The organism is Modestobacter italicus (assembly GCF_019799965.1).
Taxonomy (GTDB): Bacteria; Actinomycetota; Actinomycetes; order Mycobacteriales; family Geodermatophilaceae; genus Modestobacter; species Modestobacter italicus_A.
In genome coordinates, this window is the sequence record NZ_JABGCJ010000004.1 from 208,517 (window position 1) to 231,919 (window position 23,403).

At 75.0% G+C, this 23,403-nt stretch carries 29 protein-coding genes and 1 tRNA gene; 19 read left to right on the forward strand and 11 right to left on the reverse strand.

Annotated elements, in window-relative coordinates; all coding sequences use genetic code 11:
• Window positions 1-28: 28 nt before the first annotated feature.
• Window positions 29-1,336 (forward strand): MFS transporter, encoded by a 1,308-nt coding sequence (locus HLA93_RS11520; protein ID WP_222194520.1) that lies wholly within the window; start codon window positions 29-31, stop codon window positions 1,334-1,336.
• Window positions 1,337-1,340: 4 nt separating this feature from the next.
• Here HLA93_RS11520 and HLA93_RS11525 read toward each other — a convergent pair whose 3' ends face one another.
• Both HLA93_RS11525 and dcd read right to left on the reverse strand, forming a co-directional pair.
• Complete coding sequence (locus HLA93_RS11525) at window positions 1,341-2,114, reverse strand: methylase (RefSeq protein ID WP_222194521.1); 774 nt, start codon at window positions 2,112-2,114, stop codon at window positions 1,341-1,343.
• A gap of 98 nt (window positions 2,115-2,212) precedes the next feature.
• Entirely contained in the window at window positions 2,213-2,809 is a 597-nt protein-coding gene (gene dcd / locus HLA93_RS11530; RefSeq protein ID WP_222194522.1) for a dCTP deaminase, read from the reverse strand.
• A gap of 152 nt (window positions 2,810-2,961) precedes the next feature.
• Between dcd and HLA93_RS11535 the strand changes: the two genes are divergently transcribed.
• The 4 genes from HLA93_RS11535 to HLA93_RS11550 all read left to right on the forward strand — a co-directional run bounded on the left by HLA93_RS11535 (window position 2,962) and on the right by HLA93_RS11550 (window position 6,663).
• Entirely contained in the window at window positions 2,962-5,685 is a 2,724-nt protein-coding gene (locus HLA93_RS11535; protein ID WP_222194523.1) for a S8 family serine peptidase, read from the forward strand.
• 85 nt (window positions 5,686-5,770) lie between these two features.
• A tRNA-Gly gene (locus tag HLA93_RS11540) sits at window positions 5,771-5,841 on the forward strand.
• A gap of 58 nt (window positions 5,842-5,899) precedes the next feature.
• Window positions 5,900-6,445: a GNAT family N-acetyltransferase gene (locus tag HLA93_RS11545; RefSeq protein ID WP_222194524.1), complete on the forward strand. Its 546-nt coding sequence runs from the start codon at window positions 5,900-5,902 to the stop codon at window positions 6,443-6,445.
• A 26-nt stretch (window positions 6,446-6,471) separates the two neighbouring features.
• Window positions 6,472-6,663: a hypothetical protein gene (locus tag HLA93_RS11550; protein WP_222194525.1), complete on the forward strand. Its 192-nt coding sequence runs from the start codon at window positions 6,472-6,474 to the stop codon at window positions 6,661-6,663.
• 33 nt (window positions 6,664-6,696) lie between these two features.
• Here the strand turns inward: HLA93_RS11550 and fdhA are convergent, their stop codons facing one another.
• Window positions 6,697-7,923, reverse strand: a complete 1,227-nt coding sequence (gene fdhA, locus HLA93_RS11555) for a formaldehyde dehydrogenase, glutathione-independent (RefSeq protein WP_222194526.1) — start codon at window positions 7,921-7,923, stop codon at window positions 6,697-6,699.
• A 215-nt stretch (window positions 7,924-8,138) separates the two neighbouring features.
• On the opposite strand from fdhA, the gene dhaK reads away from it, so the two are divergent.
• From dhaK to dhaM, 3 genes are read left to right on the forward strand one after another with little or no spacing between them, the layout of a single operon-like run.
• Window positions 8,139-9,140 carry a dihydroxyacetone kinase subunit DhaK gene (gene dhaK, locus HLA93_RS11560; RefSeq protein ID WP_222194527.1) on the forward strand — a complete coding sequence of 334 codons (1,002 nt, stop codon included), beginning with the start codon at window positions 8,139-8,141 and terminating at the stop codon, window positions 9,138-9,140.
• 2 nt (window positions 9,141-9,142) lie between these two features.
• Window positions 9,143-9,772: a dihydroxyacetone kinase subunit DhaL gene (gene dhaL / locus HLA93_RS11565; protein ID WP_222194528.1), complete on the forward strand. Its 630-nt coding sequence runs from the start codon at window positions 9,143-9,145 to the stop codon at window positions 9,770-9,772.
• A 2-nt stretch (window positions 9,773-9,774) separates the two neighbouring features.
• Entirely contained in the window at window positions 9,775-10,188 is a 414-nt protein-coding gene (gene dhaM, locus HLA93_RS11570) for a dihydroxyacetone kinase phosphoryl donor subunit DhaM (RefSeq protein WP_222194529.1), read from the forward strand.
• 115 nt (window positions 10,189-10,303) lie between these two features.
• Here dhaM and HLA93_RS11575 read toward each other — a convergent pair whose 3' ends face one another.
• From HLA93_RS11575 to HLA93_RS11590, 4 genes are read right to left on the reverse strand one after another with little or no spacing between them, the layout of a single operon-like run.
• On the reverse strand, window positions 10,304-10,453 hold the full coding sequence (locus HLA93_RS11575; RefSeq protein WP_222194530.1) for a hypothetical protein: 150 nt from the start codon (window positions 10,451-10,453) through the stop codon (window positions 10,304-10,306).
• A 6-nt stretch (window positions 10,454-10,459) separates the two neighbouring features.
• Entirely contained in the window at window positions 10,460-11,488 is a 1,029-nt protein-coding gene (locus tag HLA93_RS11580; RefSeq protein ID WP_222194531.1) for a type III polyketide synthase, read from the reverse strand.
• Between the two features lie 43 nt (window positions 11,489-11,531).
• Window positions 11,532-12,278, reverse strand: a complete 747-nt coding sequence (locus HLA93_RS11585; protein WP_308128072.1) for a methyltransferase domain-containing protein — start codon at window positions 12,276-12,278, stop codon at window positions 11,532-11,534.
• Window positions 12,279-12,288: 10 nt separating this feature from the next.
• Entirely contained in the window at window positions 12,289-12,642 is a 354-nt protein-coding gene (locus HLA93_RS11590) for a DUF3140 domain-containing protein (protein WP_222194532.1), read from the reverse strand.
• 51 nt (window positions 12,643-12,693) lie between these two features.
• Here HLA93_RS11590 and HLA93_RS11595 point away from each other — a divergent pair, with 51 nt between their 5' ends.
• The 11 genes from HLA93_RS11595 (at window position 12,694) to HLA93_RS11640 (ending at window position 19,455) form a co-directional block, all read left to right on the forward strand.
• Window positions 12,694-13,206, forward strand: a complete 513-nt coding sequence (locus HLA93_RS11595; protein ID WP_222194533.1) for a DUF6328 family protein — start codon at window positions 12,694-12,696, stop codon at window positions 13,204-13,206.
• A gap of 32 nt (window positions 13,207-13,238) precedes the next feature.
• Window positions 13,239-14,162, forward strand: coding sequence for a ribokinase (locus HLA93_RS11600; protein WP_222194534.1), 924 nt, complete (start codon window positions 13,239-13,241; stop codon window positions 14,160-14,162).
• A gap of 51 nt (window positions 14,163-14,213) precedes the next feature.
• A complete protein-coding gene (locus tag HLA93_RS11605) occupies window positions 14,214-14,378 on the forward strand; it encodes a hypothetical protein (protein ID WP_222194535.1) in 165 nt (54 codons plus the stop codon).
• 354 nt (window positions 14,379-14,732) lie between these two features.
• Window positions 14,733-15,758, forward strand: coding sequence for a metal ABC transporter solute-binding protein, Zn/Mn family (locus tag HLA93_RS11610; protein ID WP_222194536.1), 1,026 nt, complete (start codon window positions 14,733-14,735; stop codon window positions 15,756-15,758).
• Window positions 15,755-16,552 (forward strand): metal ABC transporter ATP-binding protein, encoded by a 798-nt coding sequence (locus HLA93_RS11615; protein WP_222194537.1) that lies wholly within the window; start codon window positions 15,755-15,757, stop codon window positions 16,550-16,552. The genes HLA93_RS11610 and HLA93_RS11615 overlap by 4 nt, the downstream gene beginning before the upstream one ends.
• 3 nt (window positions 16,553-16,555) lie before the next feature.
• Window positions 16,556-17,437 (forward strand): metal ABC transporter permease, encoded by an 882-nt coding sequence (locus tag HLA93_RS11620; protein WP_222194538.1) that lies wholly within the window; start codon window positions 16,556-16,558, stop codon window positions 17,435-17,437.
• A gap of 78 nt (window positions 17,438-17,515) precedes the next feature.
• The gene (locus HLA93_RS21540; RefSeq protein WP_281425274.1) at window positions 17,516-17,641 is read left to right on the forward strand and encodes a hypothetical protein; all 126 of its coding nucleotides are present in this window, start codon (window positions 17,516-17,518) and stop codon (window positions 17,639-17,641) included.
• 155 nt (window positions 17,642-17,796) lie between these two features.
• On the forward strand, window positions 17,797-18,432 hold the full coding sequence (locus HLA93_RS11625) for a TetR/AcrR family transcriptional regulator (RefSeq protein ID WP_222194539.1): 636 nt from the start codon (window positions 17,797-17,799) through the stop codon (window positions 18,430-18,432).
• 69 nt (window positions 18,433-18,501) lie between these two features.
• Window positions 18,502-18,924: a hypothetical protein gene (locus HLA93_RS11630; RefSeq protein ID WP_222194540.1), complete on the forward strand. Its 423-nt coding sequence runs from the start codon at window positions 18,502-18,504 to the stop codon at window positions 18,922-18,924.
• A 37-nt stretch (window positions 18,925-18,961) separates the two neighbouring features.
• The gene (locus tag HLA93_RS11635; RefSeq protein WP_222194541.1) at window positions 18,962-19,114 is read left to right on the forward strand and encodes a hypothetical protein; all 153 of its coding nucleotides are present in this window, start codon (window positions 18,962-18,964) and stop codon (window positions 19,112-19,114) included.
• A gap of 161 nt (window positions 19,115-19,275) precedes the next feature.
• A complete protein-coding gene (locus HLA93_RS11640; RefSeq protein ID WP_222194542.1) occupies window positions 19,276-19,455 on the forward strand; it encodes a hypothetical protein in 180 nt (59 codons plus the stop codon).
• A gap of 66 nt (window positions 19,456-19,521) precedes the next feature.
• On the opposite strand, the gene HLA93_RS11645 is transcribed toward HLA93_RS11640, so the two are convergent.
• The 4 genes from HLA93_RS11645 to HLA93_RS11660 are packed head-to-tail and all read right to left on the reverse strand — an operon-like array spanning window position 19,522 to window position 23,240.
• Entirely contained in the window at window positions 19,522-20,145 is a 624-nt protein-coding gene (locus HLA93_RS11645) for a response regulator (RefSeq protein ID WP_439957979.1), read from the reverse strand.
• Window positions 20,142-21,440, reverse strand: coding sequence for a sensor histidine kinase (locus tag HLA93_RS21805; RefSeq protein WP_222194543.1), 1,299 nt, complete (start codon window positions 21,438-21,440; stop codon window positions 20,142-20,144). The genes HLA93_RS11645 and HLA93_RS21805 overlap by 4 nt, the downstream gene beginning before the upstream one ends.
• Window positions 21,422-22,246, reverse strand: coding sequence for an ABC transporter permease (locus HLA93_RS11655; RefSeq protein WP_222194544.1), 825 nt, complete (start codon window positions 22,244-22,246; stop codon window positions 21,422-21,424). The genes HLA93_RS21805 and HLA93_RS11655 overlap by 19 nt, the downstream gene beginning before the upstream one ends.
• Before the next feature lie 46 nt (window positions 22,247-22,292).
• The gene (locus tag HLA93_RS11660) at window positions 22,293-23,240 is read right to left on the reverse strand and encodes an ABC transporter ATP-binding protein (protein WP_222194545.1); all 948 of its coding nucleotides are present in this window, start codon (window positions 23,238-23,240) and stop codon (window positions 22,293-22,295) included.
• Window positions 23,241-23,403: the final 163 nt, after the last annotated feature.

The following is a 23,403-nucleotide window of genomic DNA, read 5'->3' on the forward strand; positions in this document are numbered from 1 at the left end:
ACGCCCGGGTGGAGCAGGATGGTCGGACGTGACCCGCGCCGCCACCCCCGCTCCCGCGACGAGCCGCCGAGGCCTGGTGCTGGTCGGGACGGCGATCGTGCTGACCGGCTTCAACCTGCGCACCGCGGTCAACAGCGTCGGGCCGGTGCTGGAGGAGATCGAGCGCGGCCTGGGCATCTCCTCCGGGCTGGCCGGGCTGATCACCAGCATGCCGCTGATCTGCTTCGCGCTGATCGGCTTCGCCGGGCCCCCGCTCGCCGCCCGGTTCCGGGACGGGCACGTGCTCGCCGCCGCCCTGCTGGTGATGACCCTCGGCCTGCTGCTGCGGGTCGCCGTGCCCAGCATCTGGGTGTTCCTGGCCGGCACCGTGGCGACGATGGTCGGCGGCGCGCTGGGCAACGTGCTGCTGCCCGGCCTGGTGAAGCGGTGGTTCCCCACCCGTACCGGCCTGCTGGTCGGCGCGTACAGCACGGCGCTGGCCGTCGGCGGCGCGGTGGCCAGCGTCTCGACCGCTCCCGTCGCCGAGGCGGTCGGCGCCGACGGGTGGCGGTGGGCGCTGGGCGTCTGGGCGGTCTTCGCCCTGGTCGCCGCGCTGCCCTGGCTCCTCGTCCCCGTCCGGCCGGGCGCCTCGCGCGGCGGGCACACCGCGGTGCGGCTGCGCGCGCTGGGCCGCAGCCGGCTGGCCTGGACGATGGCCGCCTTCTTCGGGCTCCAGGCCATGCAGGCGTACGTGATCGTCGGCTGGACGGCGCAGTACCTGCGCGACCAGGGCATGTCCGCGCACGCGGCCGGCTTCCTGGTCGGGCTGAACGCGCTGATCGTGATCCCGCTGAACGCCGTCGTCCCGCTGGGCGCGGTGCGCCAGCAGCTGCAGCGGCCGATGCTGCTGGCCTTCGTCGCCTGCTACCTGGCCGGCTGGACCGGTCTGCTCGTCGCCCCGCTGACGCTGACCTGGCTGTGGGTCTGCCTGCTGGGACTGGGCATGGGCACCTTCGCGATGATCCTGGCGCTGTTCGGCCTGCGCGGCCGGACGCCGGAGTCGGTCGGCGCCCTCTCCACCGTCGCCCAGGGCTGGGGGTACGCCCTGGCCGGGGTCGGCCCGCTGCTGGTCGGCCTCCTGCGCGGGGTCACCGGCGGGTACACGGGCATGTTCGTGCTGGTCTACGCCGGAGTGGGCCTGCTGCTGGTCACCGGCTGGTCGATCTGCCGGGAGCGGTACGTCGACGACGAGGTGGCCGGGCTGGTGGGCCCAGCCTCCCCGACCGTCGCCGGCCGGGACGGCGAGGTGGAGGTCGCCGGTGCGGAGCCGCCGGTGACCCTCCGCCCGCGCGAGTAGCCCGTCAGGCGGAGAGCTGCAGAGCGCGCTCGAGCTCGGTCGCGCGGTCCCGGCCGACCTGCGGGGACCGGGTGAGCAGGGCGACGGCGACCACGTACTCGTCCTCCCCCGCCCAGCCGTGCCCCTCCGCGGTCAGCCGGGCGATGTGCTCGCGCACCTTGGGCTCGCGGCTGTAGGCGCCGAACTCCAGCCCCATCGCCAGGAAGTTGACCACCCGGTAGCCCAGGTCGGCAGCGGCGGCGAGGGTGGCCGCGGGGTCGGAGTAGCTGGGCAGGGCGACCAGCAGGTGGTCGAAGCCGGCCTTGAGCAGCCGGAGCACCAGGTCGTTGCCGTACCAGCCGCCCCACAGCTCCGGCATCATGATGTCGCCGTCCGGCGCGGGGATGTAGGGCGGGTTGGCGATCACCGTCGAGACCTCGCGCCCGCTCGGGGAGTCGGCCCAGCCGAAGAAGTCGCCGTGCTCGACCGTGTACCGGTCGGCGACGTCCAGGTCGCTGATCGTCTGCCGGGCCCGCTCCACCGAGGTCGCGCTGATGTCGGTGCCGTGCACCCGCAGCCCGGGCACCGCCCGCACCACGTGCGCGATGGCCCGCGCGTCACCGCTGCCGAGCTCTGCCACGCCCTCGCTCTGCCAGGGCACCACCGACGCGTACTGGGTGAGCAGCAGCTGCACGGAGAACGCGTAGTGGGCCGACTCCTCGGCACAGTCGAAGAAGCCGTCCACGACCTGGTTGCCCGACGGCTGGGGCAGCAGAACAGCGGTGTCCCGGGGGTCCATGCAGACCTCCCTACCCCGATCGGCGCCTCGTCACCCTGCGCCGACCCAGCGTTCACCCGCTGGTGCCGCCACCGTCGCCGTGTCGTTCCCGGCGATGGTCAGGACGGCGGGGTCGCGCGCCGGGTGTCGGCGCGGCTGAAGTTGCGGAACGACCGGGACGGGGTCGGGCCCCGCTGGTCCTGGTAGCGCGAGCCGTAGACGGCCGAGCCGTAGGGGTGCTCGGCCGCGGAGCTGAGCTGGAACAGGCACAGCTGGCCGATCTTCATCCCCGGCCAGAGGGTGATCGGCAGGTTCGCGACGTTCGACAGCTCCAGGGTGATGTGCCCGGTGAAACCCGGGTCGACGAACCCCGCGGTGGAGTGGGTGAGCAGCCCCAGCCGGCCCAGCGAGGACTTGCCCTCCAGCCGGGCGGCGAGGTCGTCGGGGATGCGCACGACCTCGAGCGTCGAGCCGAGCACGAACTCGCCCGGGTGCAGCACGAACGGGTCGTCCCCGGTCGGCTCGACCAGGGTGGTCAGGTCGTCCTGCTGCTGGGCCGGGTCGATGTGGGTGTACCGGGCGTTGTTGAACACCCGGAAGAACCGGTCGAGCCGGACGTCGATGCTCGAGGGCTGCACCATCGCGGCCTCGTAGGGCTCGATGCCGAGCCGGCCGGCGGTCAGGGCGGCACGGATGTCGCGGTCGGACAGCAGCATGGCGCGGAGTCTAGGGACCACCACCGGGCGGTGGCCGCCGTCCTCCGGTCACCCGATGGGGCGAACCGCGGCCGGCGTGCTCCAGCTCGGCCACCGGCCAGCCGATGCCCTCCCGTCGAGTGCCCTCTCGGGCGCGGGTGGAGGAGGACCGGATGGGTCTCGTACGGACCAGCAGTCGGCAGGTGCGTGCCGTCGCCGTGGTGGCGGCCGCGCTCACCGGGTTCGGCGCTGCCGCCGCGGTCGACGCGATGGCCCAGCCGGCCGTGGCAGTGGCCGACGGCTTCGGCGCCGGCGACGGGCTGACCCGGTACGTGGTCACCGCCGCCTCCGGGGACGCGTCCCCGGAGCTGCTCGCCACGCTGGCCGGCCAGGACGGCGTCGACTCGGCCCAGCGCCTGTTCGACGGCAGCGCACTGGTCGCGGCCGACGGGGTGACGCCGCAGCAGCTGCGTGCCGTCGTCGGGGTGGCCGCCGTCGAGTTCTCCCCGTCCGTCCCGGTGCTCGGGACGGCCTCGGACCCCTACTACGCCCCCTACGGCTGGCATCTGGAGAACACCGGGTCCAACGCCTACGGCCAGACCCAGGTCAGGGCCGACGCCGACATCGACGGCTCCGTGGCCTGGGACGTGTCCACCGGCGACGGGATGGTCGTGGCCGTGGTCGACACCGGCTTCGACTCCGACCACCCCGACCTGGCCGGCGCGCTGTGGACCAACCCGTCCTGCGGCCCGGAGGACGCGGACGGTGACGGACTGACCGGGGACTGCCACGGCTGGAACTTCACCACCAACAGCCCGGACGTCGACAACGGCGTCGAGGGGTCGCACGGCGCCTCCGTCGCCGGCGTCATCGGCGCCCGCAAGGACGACGGGGTGGGCTCGGTGGGCGTCGCCCCCGACATCACCCTGATGCCGCTGGTGATCGGCTCCGGCGAAGGCGTCGACGTCAACCTGGGCGCGCAGGCGATCCGTTACGCGGCCGACCACGGCGCGTCCGTGGTCAACGCCTCCTGGGGCGGCCCGGTCACCGGCTCGGCGCTGACCAACCTGCAGGCCGCGGTCGACTACGCCGCGAGCAAGGGCGTGCTGGTCGTCGCGGCCGCCGGCAACGACTCCGGCGACCGGGACACCGCGCCCCTGTACCCGGCCAGCCTGACCCAGCCGAACGTGGTCACCGTCGGCAACTCCACCGCCGCCGACACCGTGGCGCCGAGCTCCGCCTACGGCGCCACCTCCGTCGACCTGTTCGCGCCGGGCACCCTCGTGATCACCACCTGGAACGACGGGGGCCACCGGCTGGTGTCGGGCACCTCCATCGCCGCTCCGCAGGTCGCGGCCGCGCTCGCGCTGTACCAGGCCACGATGCCCACGGCCTCCCTGGCCGACGTGCGGGCGGCGTTGCTGGCCGACGTCGACCCGGTGGCGACCTTCGCCGGCCGCTCGGTCACCGGCGGCCGGCTCAACGTCAGCCGTCTCGACCCCGCCGGCGCCGTGCGCGTCGGGTACGAGTTCACCTCGATGACCGGGCCGGTGGGTCCGGTGACCCCGCAGGTCCGCGCGACCGGTCCGGCGGTGGCCGGCCGGTACGACGTCGTCCTCGGGCTCGGCATGGAGCACGGCGGGGAGGTCTTCGCCCTCTCCGGCGAGCCGGTCACCTTCGCCGGCACCACGCTGACCACCGACGACGCCGGGCAGGTCACCTTCCCACTCGGCGACCAGACCACCGCCGACGGGCTGACCGTCGCACCCACGGCCGACCTGGCCCAGGGGCGGTACGCCCTCAGCGTGCAACTGCTGGTGGACGGCCAGCCGCTGGGCGAGACGTTCGCCGCGCCGCTGCTGGTGGGCGACGTCCCCCCGGCCCCGGACACGACGGACGGTGGGACGCCCGCCCCGCCCGGCTCGACCGCCCCGGCCCCCGGGACCGGCGACGGCTCCGGTACCGGCGACCCGGGCACCGGCGACCCGGGCACCGGCGACTCAGGGACGGGTGACTCGGGGACGGGTGACTCGGGCACCACCCCGGGCACCACGCCGGGCACCGGCGGCTCGGGCAGCGACCCGACCGAGCCGGGCACCGACGGTCAGGACGGCACGCCCGACGCGCCGGCCACCACCCCACCGGGCACCACCGACCCGGGGACCGGCGACTCGGGCACCGGCGACGGCACCAGCGACCCGGGCACCGACCCGGGCACCGGCGACACCGGCGACGGCACCGGCACGACGCCCGGCACGGAGCCGGGCACCACTCCGGACAGCGGGACGGGCACCGGCACGACGCCGGGCACCACCCCGGGCACGACGCCCGGCACCGACAGCCCCGACACCGGGACCGGCGACGGCAGCACGCCCGACGTGGTGACCTACCCCGAGGTCGGCACCTTCGGCCTGACCAGCATCTCGCCGTCGGTGGTCAGCACCGCCGGGGGCACGCGGGTCACCGTCACCGGCACCGACCTGCCCGACGACGTCCGGGTGCGGATCGGGGACACCCGGGCCGCGACCGTGCTGCGCGCCGACGGCACCTCGGTGGAGTTCGAGGCACCGGCGCTGGTGGCCGGCAGCTACGACGTCTGGGTGTTCAGCGCCGGCGGCGCGGAGTCCTCGGTGCTCACCGACGGCCTCCGCTACGTCGAGGACCCGGCCGACGGCGGCACCACCCCTGGCACCGGCGACGGCTCCGGCACCGGGACCGACGGTCCGGACGGCGGCACCGGCGACGGGACCGACGGCACCGGTGGCGGCGTCACCGCACCGGTGACGGCGGTCGGCCCGAACGGCGAGCGGCTGGTCCGGTCGGCGGCGTTCCGGTCGCTGGGCGCGTCGTTCTGGTCGCTGGACTGCAGCACCAGCTGCCGGGGCGTGCGGCTCTGACCTGCTGAGACGCAGTCGCCCCCGACCGGGTACCGGTCGGGGGCGACTGTCTTGCTAGGGTGTCCACACAGGTCACTGGCCTGACGCGGGTGTAGTTCAATGGTAGAACATCAGCTTCCCAAGCTGACAGTGCGAGTTCGATTCTCGTCACCCGCTCTCCCTCCCCTCCGGCCCTCCCGCTGCGCCGGGTCCGCCGCTCGGGAACGCTGTTCCGGTGAGCGCCTCCCCCGCCGTCCGCACCGTCCCCACGGCCGACCTCTCCCCCGCCGAGCTCGACCGGCTGCGCAGGTTCCTGGACACCGCCTACGCGGGCCGGTTCACTGACGACGACTGGTCGCACGCACTGGGCGGGGTACACGTCCTCGCCACGGTGGACGGCGAGCCGGCGGGCCACGCGGCGGTCGTCGTCCGGCAGCTGGTCGTCGGCGACACCACCCTGCGCACGGGTTTCGTCGAGGCGGTGGCCACCGCGGCCGGCCTGCGGCGCCGCGGCGTGGGGACGGCGGTGATGGCCGAGGTCGAGCGCCTGGTCCGCGGCGGCTTCGAACTGGGTGCCCTGGCCGCGAGCGAGGACGGCGCGGCCCTCTACGCCCGCCGGGGCTGGCTGCCCTGGCGCGGGCCCACTGCCGCGCTCACCCCGGACGGCGTCGTCGACACCCCGGGAGAGGCGGTGTTCGTGCTGCCCACCCCGGCCACCCCGACGCCGCTGGACACCGCCGTCCGACTGGTGTGCGACTGGCGCCGCGGCGACCTGTGGTGACCCGGGGCCTTGCCGGTGGCCCGGCCGTGACGGAGGCTGCCGCCGTGGACGGCTACGCCGAGATCGGCTTCGTGACGCTGACGCCGGCCCAGCGCCGGTGGACCCGGTTCATCCGGGTCACCGGTCTGCGCGAGGTGCTGTTCTTCCTCGACTGCTCGGTCCCGCTCACCCGCGGGCGGCTGCGCCGCTGGCACCGCCCCGGCCTGCCCCGCCGCTGACGCCGCAGGCGCGCCAGCGGCGGGGTCCCTGCCTCAGGCGGCCTTCTTGCCGACCATCCCGTGCGGGTCGATCACGTACTTCTTCGCTGCGCCGGAGTCGAACTCCTGGTAGCCCTGCGGCGCCTCGTCCAGGGAGATGACCGTGGCGTTGACCGCCTTGGCGATCTGCACCTTGTCGTTGAGGATCGCCTTCATCAGGCCGAGGTTGTAGCGCATGACCGGGCACTGACCGGTGGTGAAGGAGATCGACTTCGCCCAGCCGGTGCCCAGGCTCAGCGACAGGGAGCCCACCTTCGCCGCCTCGTCGATGCCGCCCGGGTCGCCGGTCACGTAGAGGCCGGGGATGCCGATCGCCCCGCCGGCGGCGGTGACCTCCATCAGCGAGTTGAGCACCGTCGCCGGAGCCTCCTTGCCGGCACCCTCGCCGTGGCCACGGGCCTCGAAGCCCACCGCGTCGACGCCCGCGTCCACCTCGGGCACGCCGAGGATCTGCTCGATCTGGTCCTGCGGTGCCCCCTTGGACACGTCGACGGTCTCGCAGCCGAAGCTGCGTGCCTGGGCCAGCCGCTGCTCGACGAGGTCGGCGACGATCACCACCGACGCGCCCAGCAGCTGGGCGCCGACGGCCGCGGCGAGCCCGACCGGGCCGGCCCCGGCGATGTAGACGGTCGACCCGGGCTTCACCCCGGCGGTGACCGCCCCGTGGAAGCCGGTCGGGAAGATGTCCGAGAGCATGGTCAGGTCCAGGACCTTCTCCATGGCCTGGTCCTTGTCCGGGAACTTGAGCAGGTTCCAGTCGGCGTAGGGCACCGTCACGTACTCGGCCTGCCCGCCGACCCAGCCGCCCATGTCCACGTACCCGTAGGCCGCGCCGGGGCGGGCCGGGTTCACGTTCAGGCAGATCCCGGTCTTGCCCTCCTTGCAGTTGCGGCAGCGCCCGCAGGCGATGTTGAACGGCACCGAGCACAGGTCGCCAACCTCGATGAACTCGACGTCCGGCCCCTTCTCGACCACCTCGCCGAGGATCTCGTGGCCCAGCACCAGGTTCGGCGGGGCCGTCGTCCGGCCACGGACCATGTGCTGGTCGCTGCCGCAGATGTTGGTGGTGACCACCTTGAGGATCACGCCGTGGTTGAGCTTGCGGCCCACGTTCGCCGGGTTCACCCCCGGCCCGTCCCGCAGTTCCAGCTTCGGGTAGTCGGTCTCGTGCACCTCGACCTTGCCGGGCTCGATGTACGCAACGCCTCTGTTGCCAGCCATGTGGGAGCTCCTCACCTCGTGGGACCGCATCCGGGTCGTACCGCCCTCCGGCGTCCGCTCCTCTCCGTGCATGCGGTGGAGGGCATGTGACCCGAGTGTGCTCCAGGTCACGAGCCCGCGCCCAGCGCCGTCCGACGATGCGGACCACCCCCCGTTGCCCTGAGACGTGGCCCACTCCTACGGTTCGCTGGCACCCACGTGATCAGGAGCCTGCGATGAAGAAGCTCATCAACGCCCCGGCCGACGTCGTCGACGACGCCCTCCGGGGGATGGCCGCCGCCCACCCCGACCTGCGGATCGACCCCGAGCACCGGATCGTCTTCCGCGGCGACGCCCCCGTGGCGGGCAAGGTCGGCCTGGTCTCCGGCGGCGGCTCCGGCCACGAGCCGATGCACGGCGGCTTCGTCGGGATGGGCATGCTCGACGCCGCCTGCGCCGGCGAGGTGTTCACCTCCCCCGTGCCCGACCAGGTGGTTGCCGCCACCCAGGGCGTGGACGCCGGCGCCGGCGTGCTGCACATCGTGAAGAACTACACCGGCGACGTGATGAACTTCGAGATGGCCGCCGAGCTGGTCGCCGCCGAGTCCGGCACCGAGGTCGTCTCCGTCGTCACCGACGACGACGTCGCCGTCCAGGACAGCCTCTACACCGCCGGACGACGCGGCGTGGGCGTCACCGTGCTGGTGGAGAAGCTGGCCGGCGCCGCGGCCGAGCAGGGCCGCCCGCTGGCCGAGGTCGCCGAGGTGGCCCGCCGGGTGAACGGCCAGGGCCGCAGCATGGGCATGGCGCTGACCTCCTGCACCGTGCCGGCCGCCGGCAAGCCGACCTTCGACCTGCCGGAGAACGAGATGGAGCTGGGCGTGGGCATCCACGGCGAGCCCGGCCGGCGCCGGGTGCCGGTGGCCCCGGCCCGCGAGGTGGCCGAGATGCTGTTGGAGCCGGTGCTCGCCGACCTGGACTTCACCGGCGGCGACGGGGTGCTGGCCTTCGTCAACGGCCTGGGCGGCACGCCGCTGCTCGAGCTCTACGTCGTGTACGCGGAGGTGCAGGCGGTGCTGGCCAAGGCGGGCGTGCCGGTGGCCCGCTCGCTGGTCGGCTCCTACATGACCAGCCTGGAGATGGCCGGCTGCTCGATCACCCTGCTGAAGGTGGACGACGAGCTGATCCGGCTCTGGGACGCCCCGGTGCGCACCCCGGCGCTGCGGTGGGGGGTCTGAGCGTGACCGCACTGGACACCGACGCCCTGGGGGCCTGGGTGCGCGAGTTCGCCCGCGCCGTCACCGAGCACCGCGACGAGCTCACCGAGCTCGACTCCGCCATCGGCGACGCCGACCACGGCACCAACATGGACCGCGGGATGACCGCGGCGGTCGCCGCCCTGGACGCCACCCCGCCGGCCGACGCCGCGGCGCTGCTGAAGACCGTGGCGATGACCATGATCAGCAAGGTCGGCGGAACCAGCGGCCCGCTCTACGGCACGTTCTTCCTCCGGATGTCCGGTGCTGTCGGTGACGGCTCGCCGGCCGCGTTCGCCGCGGCCTTCCGGGCCGGGGTCGAGGGTGTGGTGGCCCGGGGCAAGGCCGAGCCCGGCGACAAGACCCTGCTCGATGCCCTGCTCCCGGCCGCCGACGCCCTCACCGAGGCGGTCGGCGCTGGGCAGGGGCTGGACACGGCGCTGCGCGCGGCCGCCGACGCCGCTGCGAAGGGGCGCGACTCGGTGACGCCACTGGTCGCCCGCAAGGGCCGGGCCAGCTACCTGGGTGAGCGCAGCGCCGGCCACGTCGACCCGGGGGCCGCCTCGGCGGTGCTGCTGGTCGAGGCCGCCGCGACGACCCTGGCGAGGAGCTGACCGTGGCGCAGGTGGGGATCGTCGTCGTCTCGCACAGCCGACCGCTGGCCGAGGCCGCGGTCGAGCTGGCCCGGCAGATGCTGCCCGGCTCGACCGTGCCGATCGAGGTGGCCGCCGGCACCGACGACGGCGGGCTGGGCACCGACGCGGTCGCCGTCTCCGCGGCGATCACCGCGGCCGACTCCGGCGACGGCGTGCTCGTGCTGATGGACCTGGGCAGCGCGGTGATGTCGGCCGAGACCGCGCTGGAGCTGCTCGACGAAGACGTCCGGGCCCGGGTGCTGCTCAGCCCGGCGCCGCTGGTCGAGGGCCTGGTCGGCGCGGCCGTGGTCGCCGCCGGCGGCGCCGACCGCGACCGGGTGGCCGCCGAGGCCCTCCGCGGCCTGGCCCCCAAGCAGGCCCACCTGGGCGGTTGAGGGCCGGCGGCTTGCTGCACGGCGGGTCGAGCCGGACGAACTGACGTCGAGCCGCGCCACGACGCGGCTCGACGTCAGCTCGTGCGGGTTGACCCGGCTGAGCGCCGGGCCGGGCTCACCAGCCGCGCGGCGGGCGCTCCCGGCCGTTGCGGCGCCAGTGCTCGCCGATCGCCGCGTCGTGGTCGGCCCGGACCCGGCGGAGCAGCAACGCGAGCCCGCCGATCAGCGCGAGCAGGACCAGTGCGATGACCAGCAGGGCGGTCACGGCGACTCAGGCCGGGAGCAGCAGGGTGGCGTAGAGGGTCAGGCCGGGGCCGAAGGCCATCGCCACGATCGGGCCGTCGACGTCGGCGAGCTCCTCCAGCACCAGCAGCACCGTCGCCGACGAGCAGTTGCCGTGCTCGGCCAGCACCCGCCGCGAGGCGGTCATCTGCTCCTCGGCCAGCCCCAGCTCGTCCCGGACGACGTCCATGATCCGCGGGCCGCCGGGGTGCACCGCCCAGCCGGCGACGTCCTCGATGCGCAGGCCGGCCTCGGTGAGCAGCTCGTCGACGACCCCGCCGACGTGCCGGGACAGCACGTCGGGGACCTTCGGCGACAGGCCCATCCGGAAGCCGAGGTCGGTGACGTCCCAGGTCATGTGGTCGGCGGTGGCGTGGTCGGTGCGCGCGACCATCCCGGCGACCCGGCGGCCCCGCCCGGCGCCGGGCTCGACCACGACCGCGGCGGCGGCGTCGCTGAACAGCGCGTGGGTGACCACCTGCTCCAGGTCGGCGACCGCCGGCTGCACGTGCAGGCTGGTCAGCTCCAGGCACAGCAGCACCGCCGGACGGGACCGCGCCGTCACGAAGTCGCTGACCGCGGCCAGCCCGGGGAGCGCGGCGTAGCAGCCCATGTGGCCGACGAGCAGCCGCTGGAGCCCCAGTGGCATGCCGAGGTCGCTGGACAGCCGGATGTCGATGCCCGGGGTGGCGTACCCGGTGCAGGTCGCCACGGCGAACAGGCCGACGTCCCCCGGCGCCAGGCCGGCACCGTCCAGGGCGGCGGCGACCGCCTGCTTGCCCAGCGGCATCGCCTCGGTGACGAAGCGCTCCATCCGCGCCCCGGTGCCCCACTGCGACACGTCCTCGTCGACGGGGTTGACCACCGCGTGCCGGCTCTGCACGCCCGCGCCACGGAACACCCGCTCGGCGGCCCGCAGCCCGGCGTACTTCTCGGCGAAGTACCCGTCCCAGACCTCGCCCTGCTCGTACCGGGCCGGCAGGGCATGCCCCGCGCCGGTGACGACGGCGGCGGTCACCAGGCCGTCCCCGGCGCGTACGGGGCCACGGGACGGCGGGAGCTCATGACTCGACGGTACGTGCGGACCCCGTCGTCCGCCGCTCGGCTGCGGGCACCTGGCGCTTGGTGGCCGTGCCGGCGAAGAGGATCCCGGTCCAGGGCATGGTCCGCATCCGCACGCCGTCCCGCCGTCCGCGCCGCCAGGCGACCAGGTCGCGGACCGACGGGCGCAGGCCGACCAGCCGCAGGTCGAGCCCCAGCCGGTCGGCGGTGGCCCGCAGCTCGCGCCGGTCGACGAACAGCGCCGGGTCGTGGATGCCCGGCGGCGGGCCACCGGGCATCCGCTCGGCGATGCGCACGGCCACGAGCGGGGCGAGCCGGGTGGCCGCGATCGAGTCGATCACCAGGAGGCCGCCGGGCTTGAGCAGCCGGGCGCTCTCGGCGAGCACCTGCCCCGGGTCCGCGACGTGTTCGAGGATCTCGCCGGCGGTCACCACGTCGGCGCACCCGTCGGCCAGCGGGACGGCGAGCACCGACCCGCGGACGACGAAGACCCCGTGCGGGCGGGCGATCTGCAGCCCGGCCAGGCCGATGTCCACGCCGACGTGCCGGTACCCCAGCCGTTGGACGTGCGGGGCCATCAGGCCACCGCCGCAGGCCAGGTCGACCAGGACGGCGCCGGGGGCGGACGCCGGGGGCACGTGCCCCGCTCGGGAGGCCGCGATCCACTGCAGCATCGCGAACCCCCCGCGGGGGTCCCACCACTGGTCGGCCAGCTGGTCGTACTGCGCCGGGTCGTTGCGCTGCACGCCGCGGACGCTACTTCCCCTTCAACGGGTCGTGACCCCAGTTCATCAGCGACCACCGCCACTTGGAGTCCTCGACGTCCTCCTTGGCGGGCTCCTGCGCCAGGTGCCGCTGCACGTAGCCGTGCACCTTGCGCATGTGTGCCAGGTCGTCGTCGGTCAGGTCGGCCTTCTTCGTGTGCAGCAGCTGCACGATCCGCCGGCCCGACTCGTGCCCGGTCGACTCCCCGGAGCCGTCCTCCTTCTGCCCCACCGACTGCGACTCCTCGGTGGCCAGCCACTCCTCCAGCTCGCCGGCGGTCATGTTCACCGCCTCGCCGAACTGGCGGCGGATCGTGTCGGCGTCCTCGGCCTGGTGCTCGGGCATGGGTGGTCTCCCCCGGGTGTCGATCGACTGCGCCTGCGGTACCGCAGCCAGGTGGCCGAGAAACGGAGCACCGCCGAACGGAGCGATGCCGAGCGGTCGGCGCGCGCCCGCGGCGAGAGCCCGGACGAGGTGCTGGACCGCAACGTCAACGAGGTGCTGCAGGAGATCCGGGTGGCGATCACCGCCGTCCAGGTGCTGTTCGCCTTCCTGCTGACCCTGCCGTTCCAGTCGCGCTTCGCCGACCTGGGCACCTTCGGGACGACGGTCTACGCGGTGACGATGATCAGCACCGCGCTGGCCACGGTGGTGCTCATCGCCCCGGTCTCCTTCCACCGGATGCTGTTCCGGCGGCGGCAGAAGGCGGCGATCGTGCAGTTCGCCGACCGGTCGCTGGTGGTCGGGCTGACCCTGCTGCTCACCGGCATCGCCAGCGCGGTGCTGCTGGTGCTGGACGTGGTGCTCGGCCGTGGCCCGGCGATCACGGTCTGCGCCGTCATCGTCGCCATCGGGCTGGTCACCTGGTACGGACTGCCGCTGCGGCAGCGGGCCATCGGGCCCTCCTAGGCTCCTCCCGTGCTGATCACCGGGAGCTCCCCGTGTCCGTGACCGTGGTGGGCAGCCTCAACGAGGACGTCGTGGTGACCGTCGACCGGCTGCCCGGCCGGGGCGAGACCGTCATCGGCTCGGCCGTCGCCGTGCTGCCCGGCGGCAAGGGCGCCAACCAGGCGGCTGCCGCCGGCCGGCTGGGCACCGGCGTGCACATGGTCGGCCGGGTCGGCGACGACCCCGCTGCCGGCCGGCAGCTGGCCGCGCTGGCCGACTGCCGGGTGAACGTGGGCCGGGTGCACCGCACTCCCGGAGCACCCACCGGGACGGCGACCATCCCGGTGGAGGCCGACGGCGGGGAGAACCTGATCGTCGTGGTGCCCGGGGCCAACGCCGAGCTCACCCCGGCCGACGTGGACGTCGAGTCGGTGCACCGGGCCGGCGTGCTGCTGCTGCAGCTGGAGACCCCGCTGGCCACCGTGCAGGCCGCCGCCACCGCCACCCGGGGCACCGTCGTCCTCAACCCCGCACCCCCGCAGCCGCTGCCGGCCGAGCTGCTGGCCCGGGTCGACGTGCTGGTGCCCAACGAGCCGGAGCTGCGCCGGCTGGCCGGCGCCGCCGAGGGCGACCTGACGCTCATCGACCTCGCCGGGCTGGCCCGCGGCCTGGCCGCCACGGACGTGGTGGTCACCCTCGGCCCGCGGGGCGCGCTGGTGGTGCCCGGTTCGGGCCCGGTGCTGCTGCAGGCGCCGCCGCCGGTCCAGCCGGTGGACACCACCGGCGCGGGCGACTGCTTCTGCGGGGCGCTGAGCAGTGCGCTCGACCGCGGCGAGACGCTGGCCGACGCGGTCCGCTACGCGGTCACCGCAGCCGCCCTCTCCACCACCGGGGCCGGTGCCCGCGGCGCGCTGCCCGACGACGACGCGGTCCGGGCGCTGTTGCCCCGCACCCCCGCGGCCACCGACGTCGGCTGAGACCTGCGGCGCGATGGTTGCCGCCGGGCGGGCCGGGGCACGGGGGCGGACATGACCGAGAGCACTGGACGCACCCCGCACACCGAAGAGCCCGCCGAGGGCGAGCAGCCGCGCGAGCACGGCGAGGACGCCGGCCGGACGCCGCACACGGAGCAGCCCGCCGAGGGCGGCCTGGAGGAGGGGCTGGACCCGGAGAGCCGGGTCACCGGGGTCTGACGCCGACCGGTCCGGGCCGGCACCGGTTCAGTCGCGTCGCGGCTGGTCGGTGCCCGGCTCGGCCGGGGAGCTCGGCTGCGGGCGCGGGTCAGGAGCAGGACCGGGCGCGGGAGCAGGCGCGGGCGCGGCCGGACGGCCCGGTGCCCGAGGCGCGCGGCGCGGCGGAGCGGTCGGCGGGCGGACCGGGGTCCGCCCCGGCTGGACGGGCACGTCCCGGACGCTAGCCGAGCGGGCCCGGACGGCGGCCGGTCGGGCGTGGGCCGGTGTGGCGGGGCCGACGTCGACGGAGAGTCGTCTCGGGGTGATACTGATTGTGACGACCATTCCCAGTAGCCGCCCCAGTGAGGACCCACCGTGCCCCGCCTTGCCCTCTCCCGCCGCCCGGCGCTCACCGCCCTGGCCGCCACCGCCACGCTGACCCTGGCCGCCTGCGGCGGGTCCAGCGGCGCCGGGACCACCACCAGCGAGGCCGACGCCGACAGCTGCCCCGGCGAGGTGCTCGACGTCGTCGTCTCGGTGAGCCAGTGGGGCTCCGTCGTCGAGCAGCTGGGCGGCGACTGCGCCAACGTCACCACCGTGCTGGCCTCCTCGGCGGTCGACCCGCACGACTACGAGCCCACCACCGCGGACATCGCCGCCTTCTCCGACGCCGACCTGGTCGTGCTCAACGGCGCCGACTACGACCACTGGGCCGCTGACGCCGTCGCCACCGCCGACTCCGACCCGGTCGTCGTCGACGCGGCCGAGGTCGTCGGCATCGAGGCCGAGGAGCACGCAGAGGAGGAGCACGCCGAGGAGGAGCACGCCGAGGAGGAGCACGCCGAGGAGGAGGGCCACCACCACGGCGGGGTCAACCCGCACCTGTGGTACTCCCCCGAGTACGTGCAGGACGTCGCCGCCGAGGTGACCGCGCAGCTCAGCGAGCTCTCCCCCGACGCCGCCGACCACTTCGCCGAGCAGGCGCAGGCCTGGGAGTCCGACCTGCAGCCCTACCTGGACGAGCTGGAGAGCCTCCAGACCGCCGCCACCGGGCGCTCCTACGCCGCCACCGAGAGCGTGTTCCAGTACACCGCCGACGCCATCGGCCTGACCGACGCCACCCCCGAGGGCTACCGGGACGCCGCCAGCAACGAGGCCGACCCCGCGCCCGGCGACGTGGCCGCCTTCGAGACGGCGCTGTCCGACGGCTCGGTGGACGTGCTGGTGTACAACTCTCAGACGGAGGGCAGCGTCCCCGAGCAGCTGCGCGCCGCGGCGGAGTCGGCCGGCGTGCCGGTCGTCGAGGTCACCGAGTCGGCGCCGGACGGGGAGTCGTCCTTCGTGTCCTGGCAGCTCGAGCAGCTGCAGCAGCTCTCGAACGCACTCGGTGGGGGTCAGTGACCGACGTCCCGACGACCGAACGGGCCGCCGCGCGGCCACCGGCGCTCGTCCTCGACGACGTCTCGGTGGTGCGCGGCGGCCGTGTCGTCTGGTCACAGGGCACGCTCACCGTGCCCACCGGCGCCGTGGTCGGGGTCATCGGCCCCAACGGAGCCGGCAAGACCACGCTGTTCCAGCTCGTCCTCGGCATGCTGCCCCCGGCCGGCGGACGGATCGAGGTGCTCGGTCGCACCCCGCACCGCGGTGACCGCCGGATCGGCTACGTGCCGCAGAACTACACCGCCGCCCTCGGCGAGACGGTGCGCGCCCGCGACCTGGTCATGCTCGGCGTGACCGGCGGCCGCTTCGGGCTGCGCCGAGCCTCCGCGGCCGAGCGGGCCCGGGTGGACGACGCGCTGGCCCGGGTCGGCGCCCTGGGCTACGCCGACCGCCGCATGTCGGAGCTCTCCGGTGGCCAGCAGCAGCGGGTCGCCATCGCCCAGGCGATCGTGGACGACGCCGAGCTGCTGCTGCTGGACGAGCCGCTGGCCAACCTGGACCTGCGCAACCAGCACGAGGTGGTCGCACTGCTCGGCGAGCTCACGCGCGAGCGCCGGGTGACGGTGATGGTGGTGGCACACGACCTCAACCCGCTGCTGCCGGTGCTCACCGACGCCGTCTACCTGCTCGACGGCCACCCGCACCACGACCCGATCGACGCCGTCGTCACCGAGGACCTGCTCACCCACCTGTACGGCACCCCGGTCCGGGTGGTGCGCACCGCGCAGGGCGATCTCTTCACCCGGGGCGGATGAGCCGTGGTCACCTTCCAGGAGAACTGGCTGCAGGTGCTGCAGACCACGTTCATGCAGCACGCCCTCATCGGCGGGTCGATGGTCGCGCTGGCCGCCGGGCTGATGGGCTGGTTCGTCGTCACCCGGCAGAACGCCTTCGCCGCGCACGCGCTCGCCCACATCGGCTTCCCCGGCGCGACCGGCGCGATCCTGGTCGGCGCCCCGGTGACGCTGGGCCTGGCGGTCTTCTGCGTCGGCGGCGGGCTGCTGATCGGGCTGTTCGGCAAGCGGGTCGCCGACCGCGAGGTGGCCACCGGCACGATCCTGGCCTTCGCCACCGGCCTCGGCGTGCTCTTCGCCTCGCTGGCCACCGCGAACGCCAGCGCCACCACGAGCGTGCTGTTCGGCAACCTGCTGGCGATCTCCACCGACCAGCTGTGGGTCTTCGGCGGGTTCACCGCGGTCGTCGTCGGCGTGCTCGCGGTCATCGCCCGCCCGCTCGTCTTCTCCTCGGTGGACCCGACGGTCGCCGAGGCGCGCGGGGTCCCGGTCCGGGCGCTGGGCGTGGCCTTCGTCGTCCTGCTCGCGCTCACCATCACCATGGCGGTGCAGGTCGTGGGGACGCTGCTGCTGTTCGCGCTGGTGGTGACCCCGGCGGCGGCCGCCCTGCGGATGACCGCCCGGCCGGGGCTGGTCGCCGCCATCGCGGTGGGCATCGCCCTGGGCAGCGTGTGGCTCGGCCTCGTGCTCTCGGCGATGGTCAACCTGCCGCCGAGCTTCTTCGTCACCACCCTCGCCGTCCTCACCTGGGTGGTCACCCTGCTGGTGACCCGGGACCGCGCGCCGCGCCAGACCACCGCCCCGGTGCTGGACGGGCCCCAGCTGGTCTCCGAGCGGGCCGGGTGATCGACGTCTCACCGCCTGACGGGGGGCAACCCGGTCGGGGACGGTTTTCGCCCCGCTGACCGGGGGAAGGTCGCAGGCATGCACGTAGACGACCGCGACCAGCAGACGGACGACGCCCGCACCCCTCTCACCGGCCAGGAGCAGACTGCCCAGCAGGCGGTCGCCCGGATGCTGGCCAACCCGCGGCGGATCCGCCGCACCTGATCGCGCGCGGGGGCCGCGAGCGCGGGGAGTCCCACTCGCCTCACCCACCCCCGCCGCCCCCCGGCGCCTCTCCCGCCCCGGACGTGCTGGTCAGGGCCCCGTTCCCGTCGGCGTGCCGCGAACCGCTCCGTCACGCCGTGCTGCACGATCGGGTCGTGACCGCCGCAGCCCTCCCCCTGCACACGTCCGAGGACGGTTCAGCTCCGGCCCGCCGCACCCGCGCGGAGCGGCAGGAGATCGTCCTGGACACCGCGGAGCGCCTGTTCTCCGCCCGCAGCTCGCGCAGCGTGGGCATGGACGAGCTGGTCCGCGAGACCGGCCTGGGCAAGATGACCGTCTACCGGCTCTTCAAGAGCAAGGACGACCTGGTCGGCGCCTACCTCTCGCGCAAGGCCGCCACGGTGCTGTCCTACATCGACACCGAGCTCATCCGGCTGCAGGGCGACCCCCGCGCCGCGCTGCTGTCCGTGGTCGACGCGGTGGAGCGGGACGTCACCCGCACCGGCTTCCGCGGCTGCCCGTTCACCAACGTCAGCAGCGAGTACGACGACCCGCAGCACCCGGCCCGCAGCGCGGCCGCCGACTACAAGTACGAGCTGCACATGCGGCTGCTCGGCCTGGCCGGGGAGCTGGTGCCCATCGGCGCCGAGGACCTCGCGGCCCAGGTGCACCTGATCATCGACGGCATGTACCTCTCCGGCGGGCTGCTCGGCCCCGACGGCCCGGCCTCGCACGGCCGGCAGCTGGCGGAGAAGCTGATCGACACCGCGATCCGGGACGCCACCTCCTGACGGTGGACCCCGCTGCCCCTGCAGCGGGGCCGACGGGCAGCGCGGCGCGGGGACCCGCAGGATCGGTGCATGACCGACCGCTCGCGCCCCGACCTCGACGACGACACCGTCACCGCCCTCGGCAAGCTCTCCGAGGCGCTGGAGACCGTGGAGCAGGCCCGTGGCCTGCTGTACGGCTTCCACCAGCTCACCGGCAAGGCCGACCTGCTGCTGCAGGACGCCGTCGCCGGCCTCCGCGACGCCGGGCACACCGAGCTCGCCGACGACCTCGACCGCGACCTGGTCGGCCGGAACGTGATCGCCGACCGGTGGACCTTCCAGATCGTCGAGGACTACGACGCGAACTACTGGTCCACCTTCCGGGACTTCGACCAGCGCGCCCGCGACGAGCTCTCCGGTGGCGACCGGCACGTGTTCGAGGCGCGGATGAAGCAGCGCGAGCGCACCGCCGGGCACCCGCGCCACGAGGCCGGCCCGGTGCTGGACGACTGAGGTCGCCACGGCGCCGTCCACGCACGACACTCGGGCGATGACGAGCGCAGGGAACGAGCCGCGAGACGACCGGGACGTCGAGCCGCTGGGCGGCGCGACCTCGCCGCCCCCGGGGGACGACGACGCCGACGGCATGGCCGGCCCGGTCTACCCCCCGCCGGAGACCGAGCCCGACGCCCACCGGCACTGACCCCGCCCCACCCCGCGGGGTCACCGGTGCATGGCGCCCCGGGAACACGGGCATGGGCGAGGACACCGGGGAGCGCGGCGACCTCCGAGCGCACCCCGACCGAGCCCTCCCTGGCGCAGCGCGCCGACCCGTCCTGAGCCCCTGATCGAGAGGTCCACCCCATGACCGAGCCCACCAGCAGCGGCTACCACGACTCCCCGGCCACCTCCGACCCCGAGGGCGACCTGGTCGACGGCACCCCGGGGCACGACCGCGGCGACGGCGGCGAGAAGGACACCGTCCTGCTCACCGACGACGCCGCCCAGCGCGAGGACTCCGTCGCCCGCCCCGGCAACGACTGAGGAAGGACCCCGCCCTCCGGCTCCCTCGCAGGGGCCCGCGCCGAGCGTGCAAGGCGTGGGGCCCTCCTAGATCCAGCCGTGCCGGCGCGCGGCCTCCACGGCGGCGTGCCGGTTCGGCGCACCCAGCTTCGCGGCGGCCGCCGAGAGGTAGTTGCGCACCGTCCCGGCCGACAGGTGCGCCCGGGTGGCGATCTCCTCCACCGGCGCCCCTCCGGCGGCGAGCTCCAGGACGTCGGCCTCCCGCGGCGTGAGCGGGCTGTCGCCGGCGCTGATCGCCTCGGCCGCCAGCTCCGGGTCCACGTAGCGGCCACCGCGGTGCACCGTGCGCACCACCTCGGTCAGCACGGCGGCGCTGACCGTCTTGGGCAGGAACCCGCGCACCCCCGCCTCCAGCGCCCGCTTCAGGTGCCCGGGACGGCCGTGGCCGGTGACGATGACCAGCCCGCAGCCGGGCAGCACCGTGCTCAGCTCCCCGGCGACGCTGATCCCGTCGCGGTCGGGCATCTGCAGGTCCAGCACGGCGACGTCCGGGCCCTGCGCCCGCGCCATCGCGAGCGCCTCGGCGCCGGACGACGCCTGGGCGACCACCTCGAGGTCGTCCTCCAGCCCGAGCAGGGCGGCGAAGGCGGAGCGCACCAGGTTCTCGTCGTCGGCCAGCAGCACCCGGATCACGCCGCTCCCCCCGGTCACGTCGTGCCCCCGTCCGGCAGTGTGGCGGTGAGGCAGAACCGGTCGCCGTCCCGGGCGGTGTCCAGCGACCCGCCGGCGCCGGCCAGCCGCTCACGCAGCCCGGCCAGGCCACTCCCCGGCCCGGCGCCGCCGGTGGACCCGGCCGGCACCCCGTCGTTGGTCACCGTCAACCGGACCTCCCCGCCTCCGCGCGCCAGCACGATCGCGCACTCGCCGGCCACGCTGTGCCGCAGCACGTTGGTCACCGCCTCGCGGACCACCCAGCCCAGCGCTGCCTGTACCGGCTCGGGCAGCGAGCCGGCGTCGTCCTCACCCTGCACCGTGCAGGCCACCCCAGCCGCGCGCAGCACCGAGCGGGCCCCGGCCAGCTCGCTGGTCAGGTCGGTGCTGCGGTAGCCGCGGACCACCTCGCGCACCTCCCGCAGCGACTCCTCGGCGAGCCGGTGGATGTCCGCCACCTCGTCGGCCGCCTCCGGCCGGGACCGGCGGACCAGCTCACCGGCCAGCTGGCTCTTCACCGCGATCGCCGACAGGTTGCGGCCCATCACGTCGTGCAGGTCCCGGGCGAACCGCAGCCGCTCCTCGGCCACCGCCAGCTGCAGCTGCACCCCCCGGGTGCGGTCCATCTCCACCACCACGTCCAGCACCCAGACGGAGAACCGGAAGGCCAGGACGACGCCGAGCGCCGCCACCGTCAGGGCGAGACCCTGCGCGGCGGCCGCGGCCGCCGGGCTGCCGGCGAGGTGGCTGGCGAACCCGCTCAGCACGCCGATCGTGACCGCGTGCGGGCTGAGCTGCCGGGTGGTCCAGGCCGTGGAGCACGCCGTCAGCACCATCCCCAGCGGCAGCGCCACCGACCAGGGGACGGCGGCGTTCAGCTCCTGCCCGTCGCTGCTGAAGGCCCAGACCCCGGCGGCGGCGGTCACGCCGGCGGCGGTGAACGCGGCGAGCACCGGACCGGGGGGCAGCTCGTCGCCGCGGCGGTGCGCGGCGAACCCGCTGCGGGTCACCACGATGCCCCCGGCCGCGGTGGCGACCGAACCGGCCAGGAACAGCGTCACGGGCAACCGCGGCGCCGGGCCGGCCGCCGAGCCCAGCACGGCGAGTGCGAGCAGCGGGAGCATCGCCAGGTACCCGTAGAACGACCAGCGTGTGTAGAGGTCCAGCCGCTGCGGGGCGCTGCGGCTCCTCCACCAGCGCGAGACGGTCGGCACGGCGGTCATGCTGCCGTACCGCTCGGGCCGGCTCCGGCGCCCCGGCGCGGGCACCGACCGGCTCAGCGGCGGGGTGCCCACCGGAACCACCGGACGGCGGCGAGCGTGCCCAGCGCCAGCCACCCGGCCAGCACGGCGAGCGGGAGGAGCGCGGCGGCCCAGGCCGCACCGCCGTCGACCAGCCTGCCGTCCCAGGTCACCCCGCCCAGGCCCAGCTGCAGCAGCTCGACGACCGGGGTCACCGGCAGGAACCGGGCGACCGCTGCCAGCGCGTCGGGGAACGCGCTGAGCGGGGTGATCAGGCCGGACAGCGCCGTCGTGGGGAGCACCAGCGGCAGGGTGGTGATCTGCGCGCTCTCCGCCGTCCGGGTGAAGGCCGTGCTCACCGCGGCCAGCACCGTCATGAGCGCGGCTCCGCCGAGCACAGCGATCAGCGGCAGCACAGGGTCCACCGGCGCGCTCCACTCCCCGATGGCCACCACGCCGGCCGCGACGAGAACGATCTGGCCGAGGGTGACGAGCAGGGTGGGGGCCGCGGTGCCGAGCAGCACCTCGGGCCCGGTCAGCTCACCGGTGCGCATCCGCTGCAGCACCAGCTCCTCGCGGCGGGCCACGTAGGTGGTGACCAGGTTGTAGTAGGTCAGGAAGACCAGCGTCACGCCGACGCCGGTGAGGATGAGCTGCGGCCCCAGCGGGACGTCGCTGGACAGGCCCAGCGCCGGGACGGCGGCCACCAGCAACAGCGGCACGACGACGGAGTTCACCAGCGCGGTGCGGTTGCGCAGGAACAGCCGGTTCTCCCCGGCGGCCAGGGCGGCGACGCGGCGCACCCGGCTGGGTGGGGCGACGGTGCGGACGGGGGCGGTCGGGGCGGTCGATGCGGTCATGGCGGGGTCCTCTCGGAGCGGGTGGCGGGCTTCGGGCCGGTGGACATCAGGGGGTCTCGGCGCCGGCGGCGACGGCGAGGAAGGCCTGCTCGAGCGAGGCGGCCCGGGCGTCGAGCGCCCGCAGCACCACCCGGTGCTCGGCGGCCCAGGCCAGCAGCTCGGCGAGCACCGGCTGCAGGGCGCGGGTGTGCCACTCCATGCGCGGCCGCTCGGCGACCACCTGGACGCCGGCCGGCCGCGGCGGCTCGGGGGCGTCCTGGTCGAGGGTGAACCGGATGGTGGCCGGCTGGGTCTCGGCGATCTCCTCCTGTGTCCCGGCCAGCACGATCTGCCCGTCGCGCAGCACCGCGACCCGGTCGGCCAGCTCCTCGGCCTCCTCCAGGTGGTGCGTGGTGAGCACCACGGCGGCGCCGCCGGCGACCAGGTCGTGCACCAGCCGCCAGACCTGCCGCCGGCTCTCCGGGTCCAGCCCGGTGGTCGGTTCGTCGAGCACGACCACGTCCGGGCGGCCGAGCAGCGCCAGGGCCAGGTCGAGCCGGCGCCGCTCCCCGCCGGACAGGCTGCGCACCCGGACGTCGGCGCGGCCGGTCAGCTGCACCTGCGCCAGGGCCTCGTCGACCGGGCGGGGGTCGGTGAGGGTGCCGGCCCAGGTGCGGAGGGTCTCGGCGACGGTCAGGTCACCGGGCAGACCACTGAACTGCAGCAGCACGCCCAGCCGCGGCCGTACCCGGGCCCGGTCGCGCACGGGGTCGGCGCCCAGGACTCGGACCGAGCCCCCGCCTGCCGGGGCGAGGCCCTCCAGCACCTCCAGGGCCGAGGTCTTGCCGGCCCCGTTGACCCCGAGCAGGGCGAAGACCTCGCCGGGCTGCACCTCGAAGGAGATGCCGCGGACCGCCTCGAAGTCACCGTAGCTGCGCCGCAGGTCGCGCACCTCGATCGCCGGGGCGGCCTCGGTCTGGACACGGGTGGGCGCGGGCGGGGCAGTGGGCTGCACGGGGACCTCCTCGGCGCGCCGCCGGCCACCGTCGGGCCGGTCCGTCGGACGCACCCCTGACGGTGCCGCCCCGGACCGGCCGGCACAGGTGCCTGCCGTCACCTCTTCCCGGCGCCACTGCACGGCCACCCCGTGACACGTGTCATGGCCGGCAGGTGCCCAC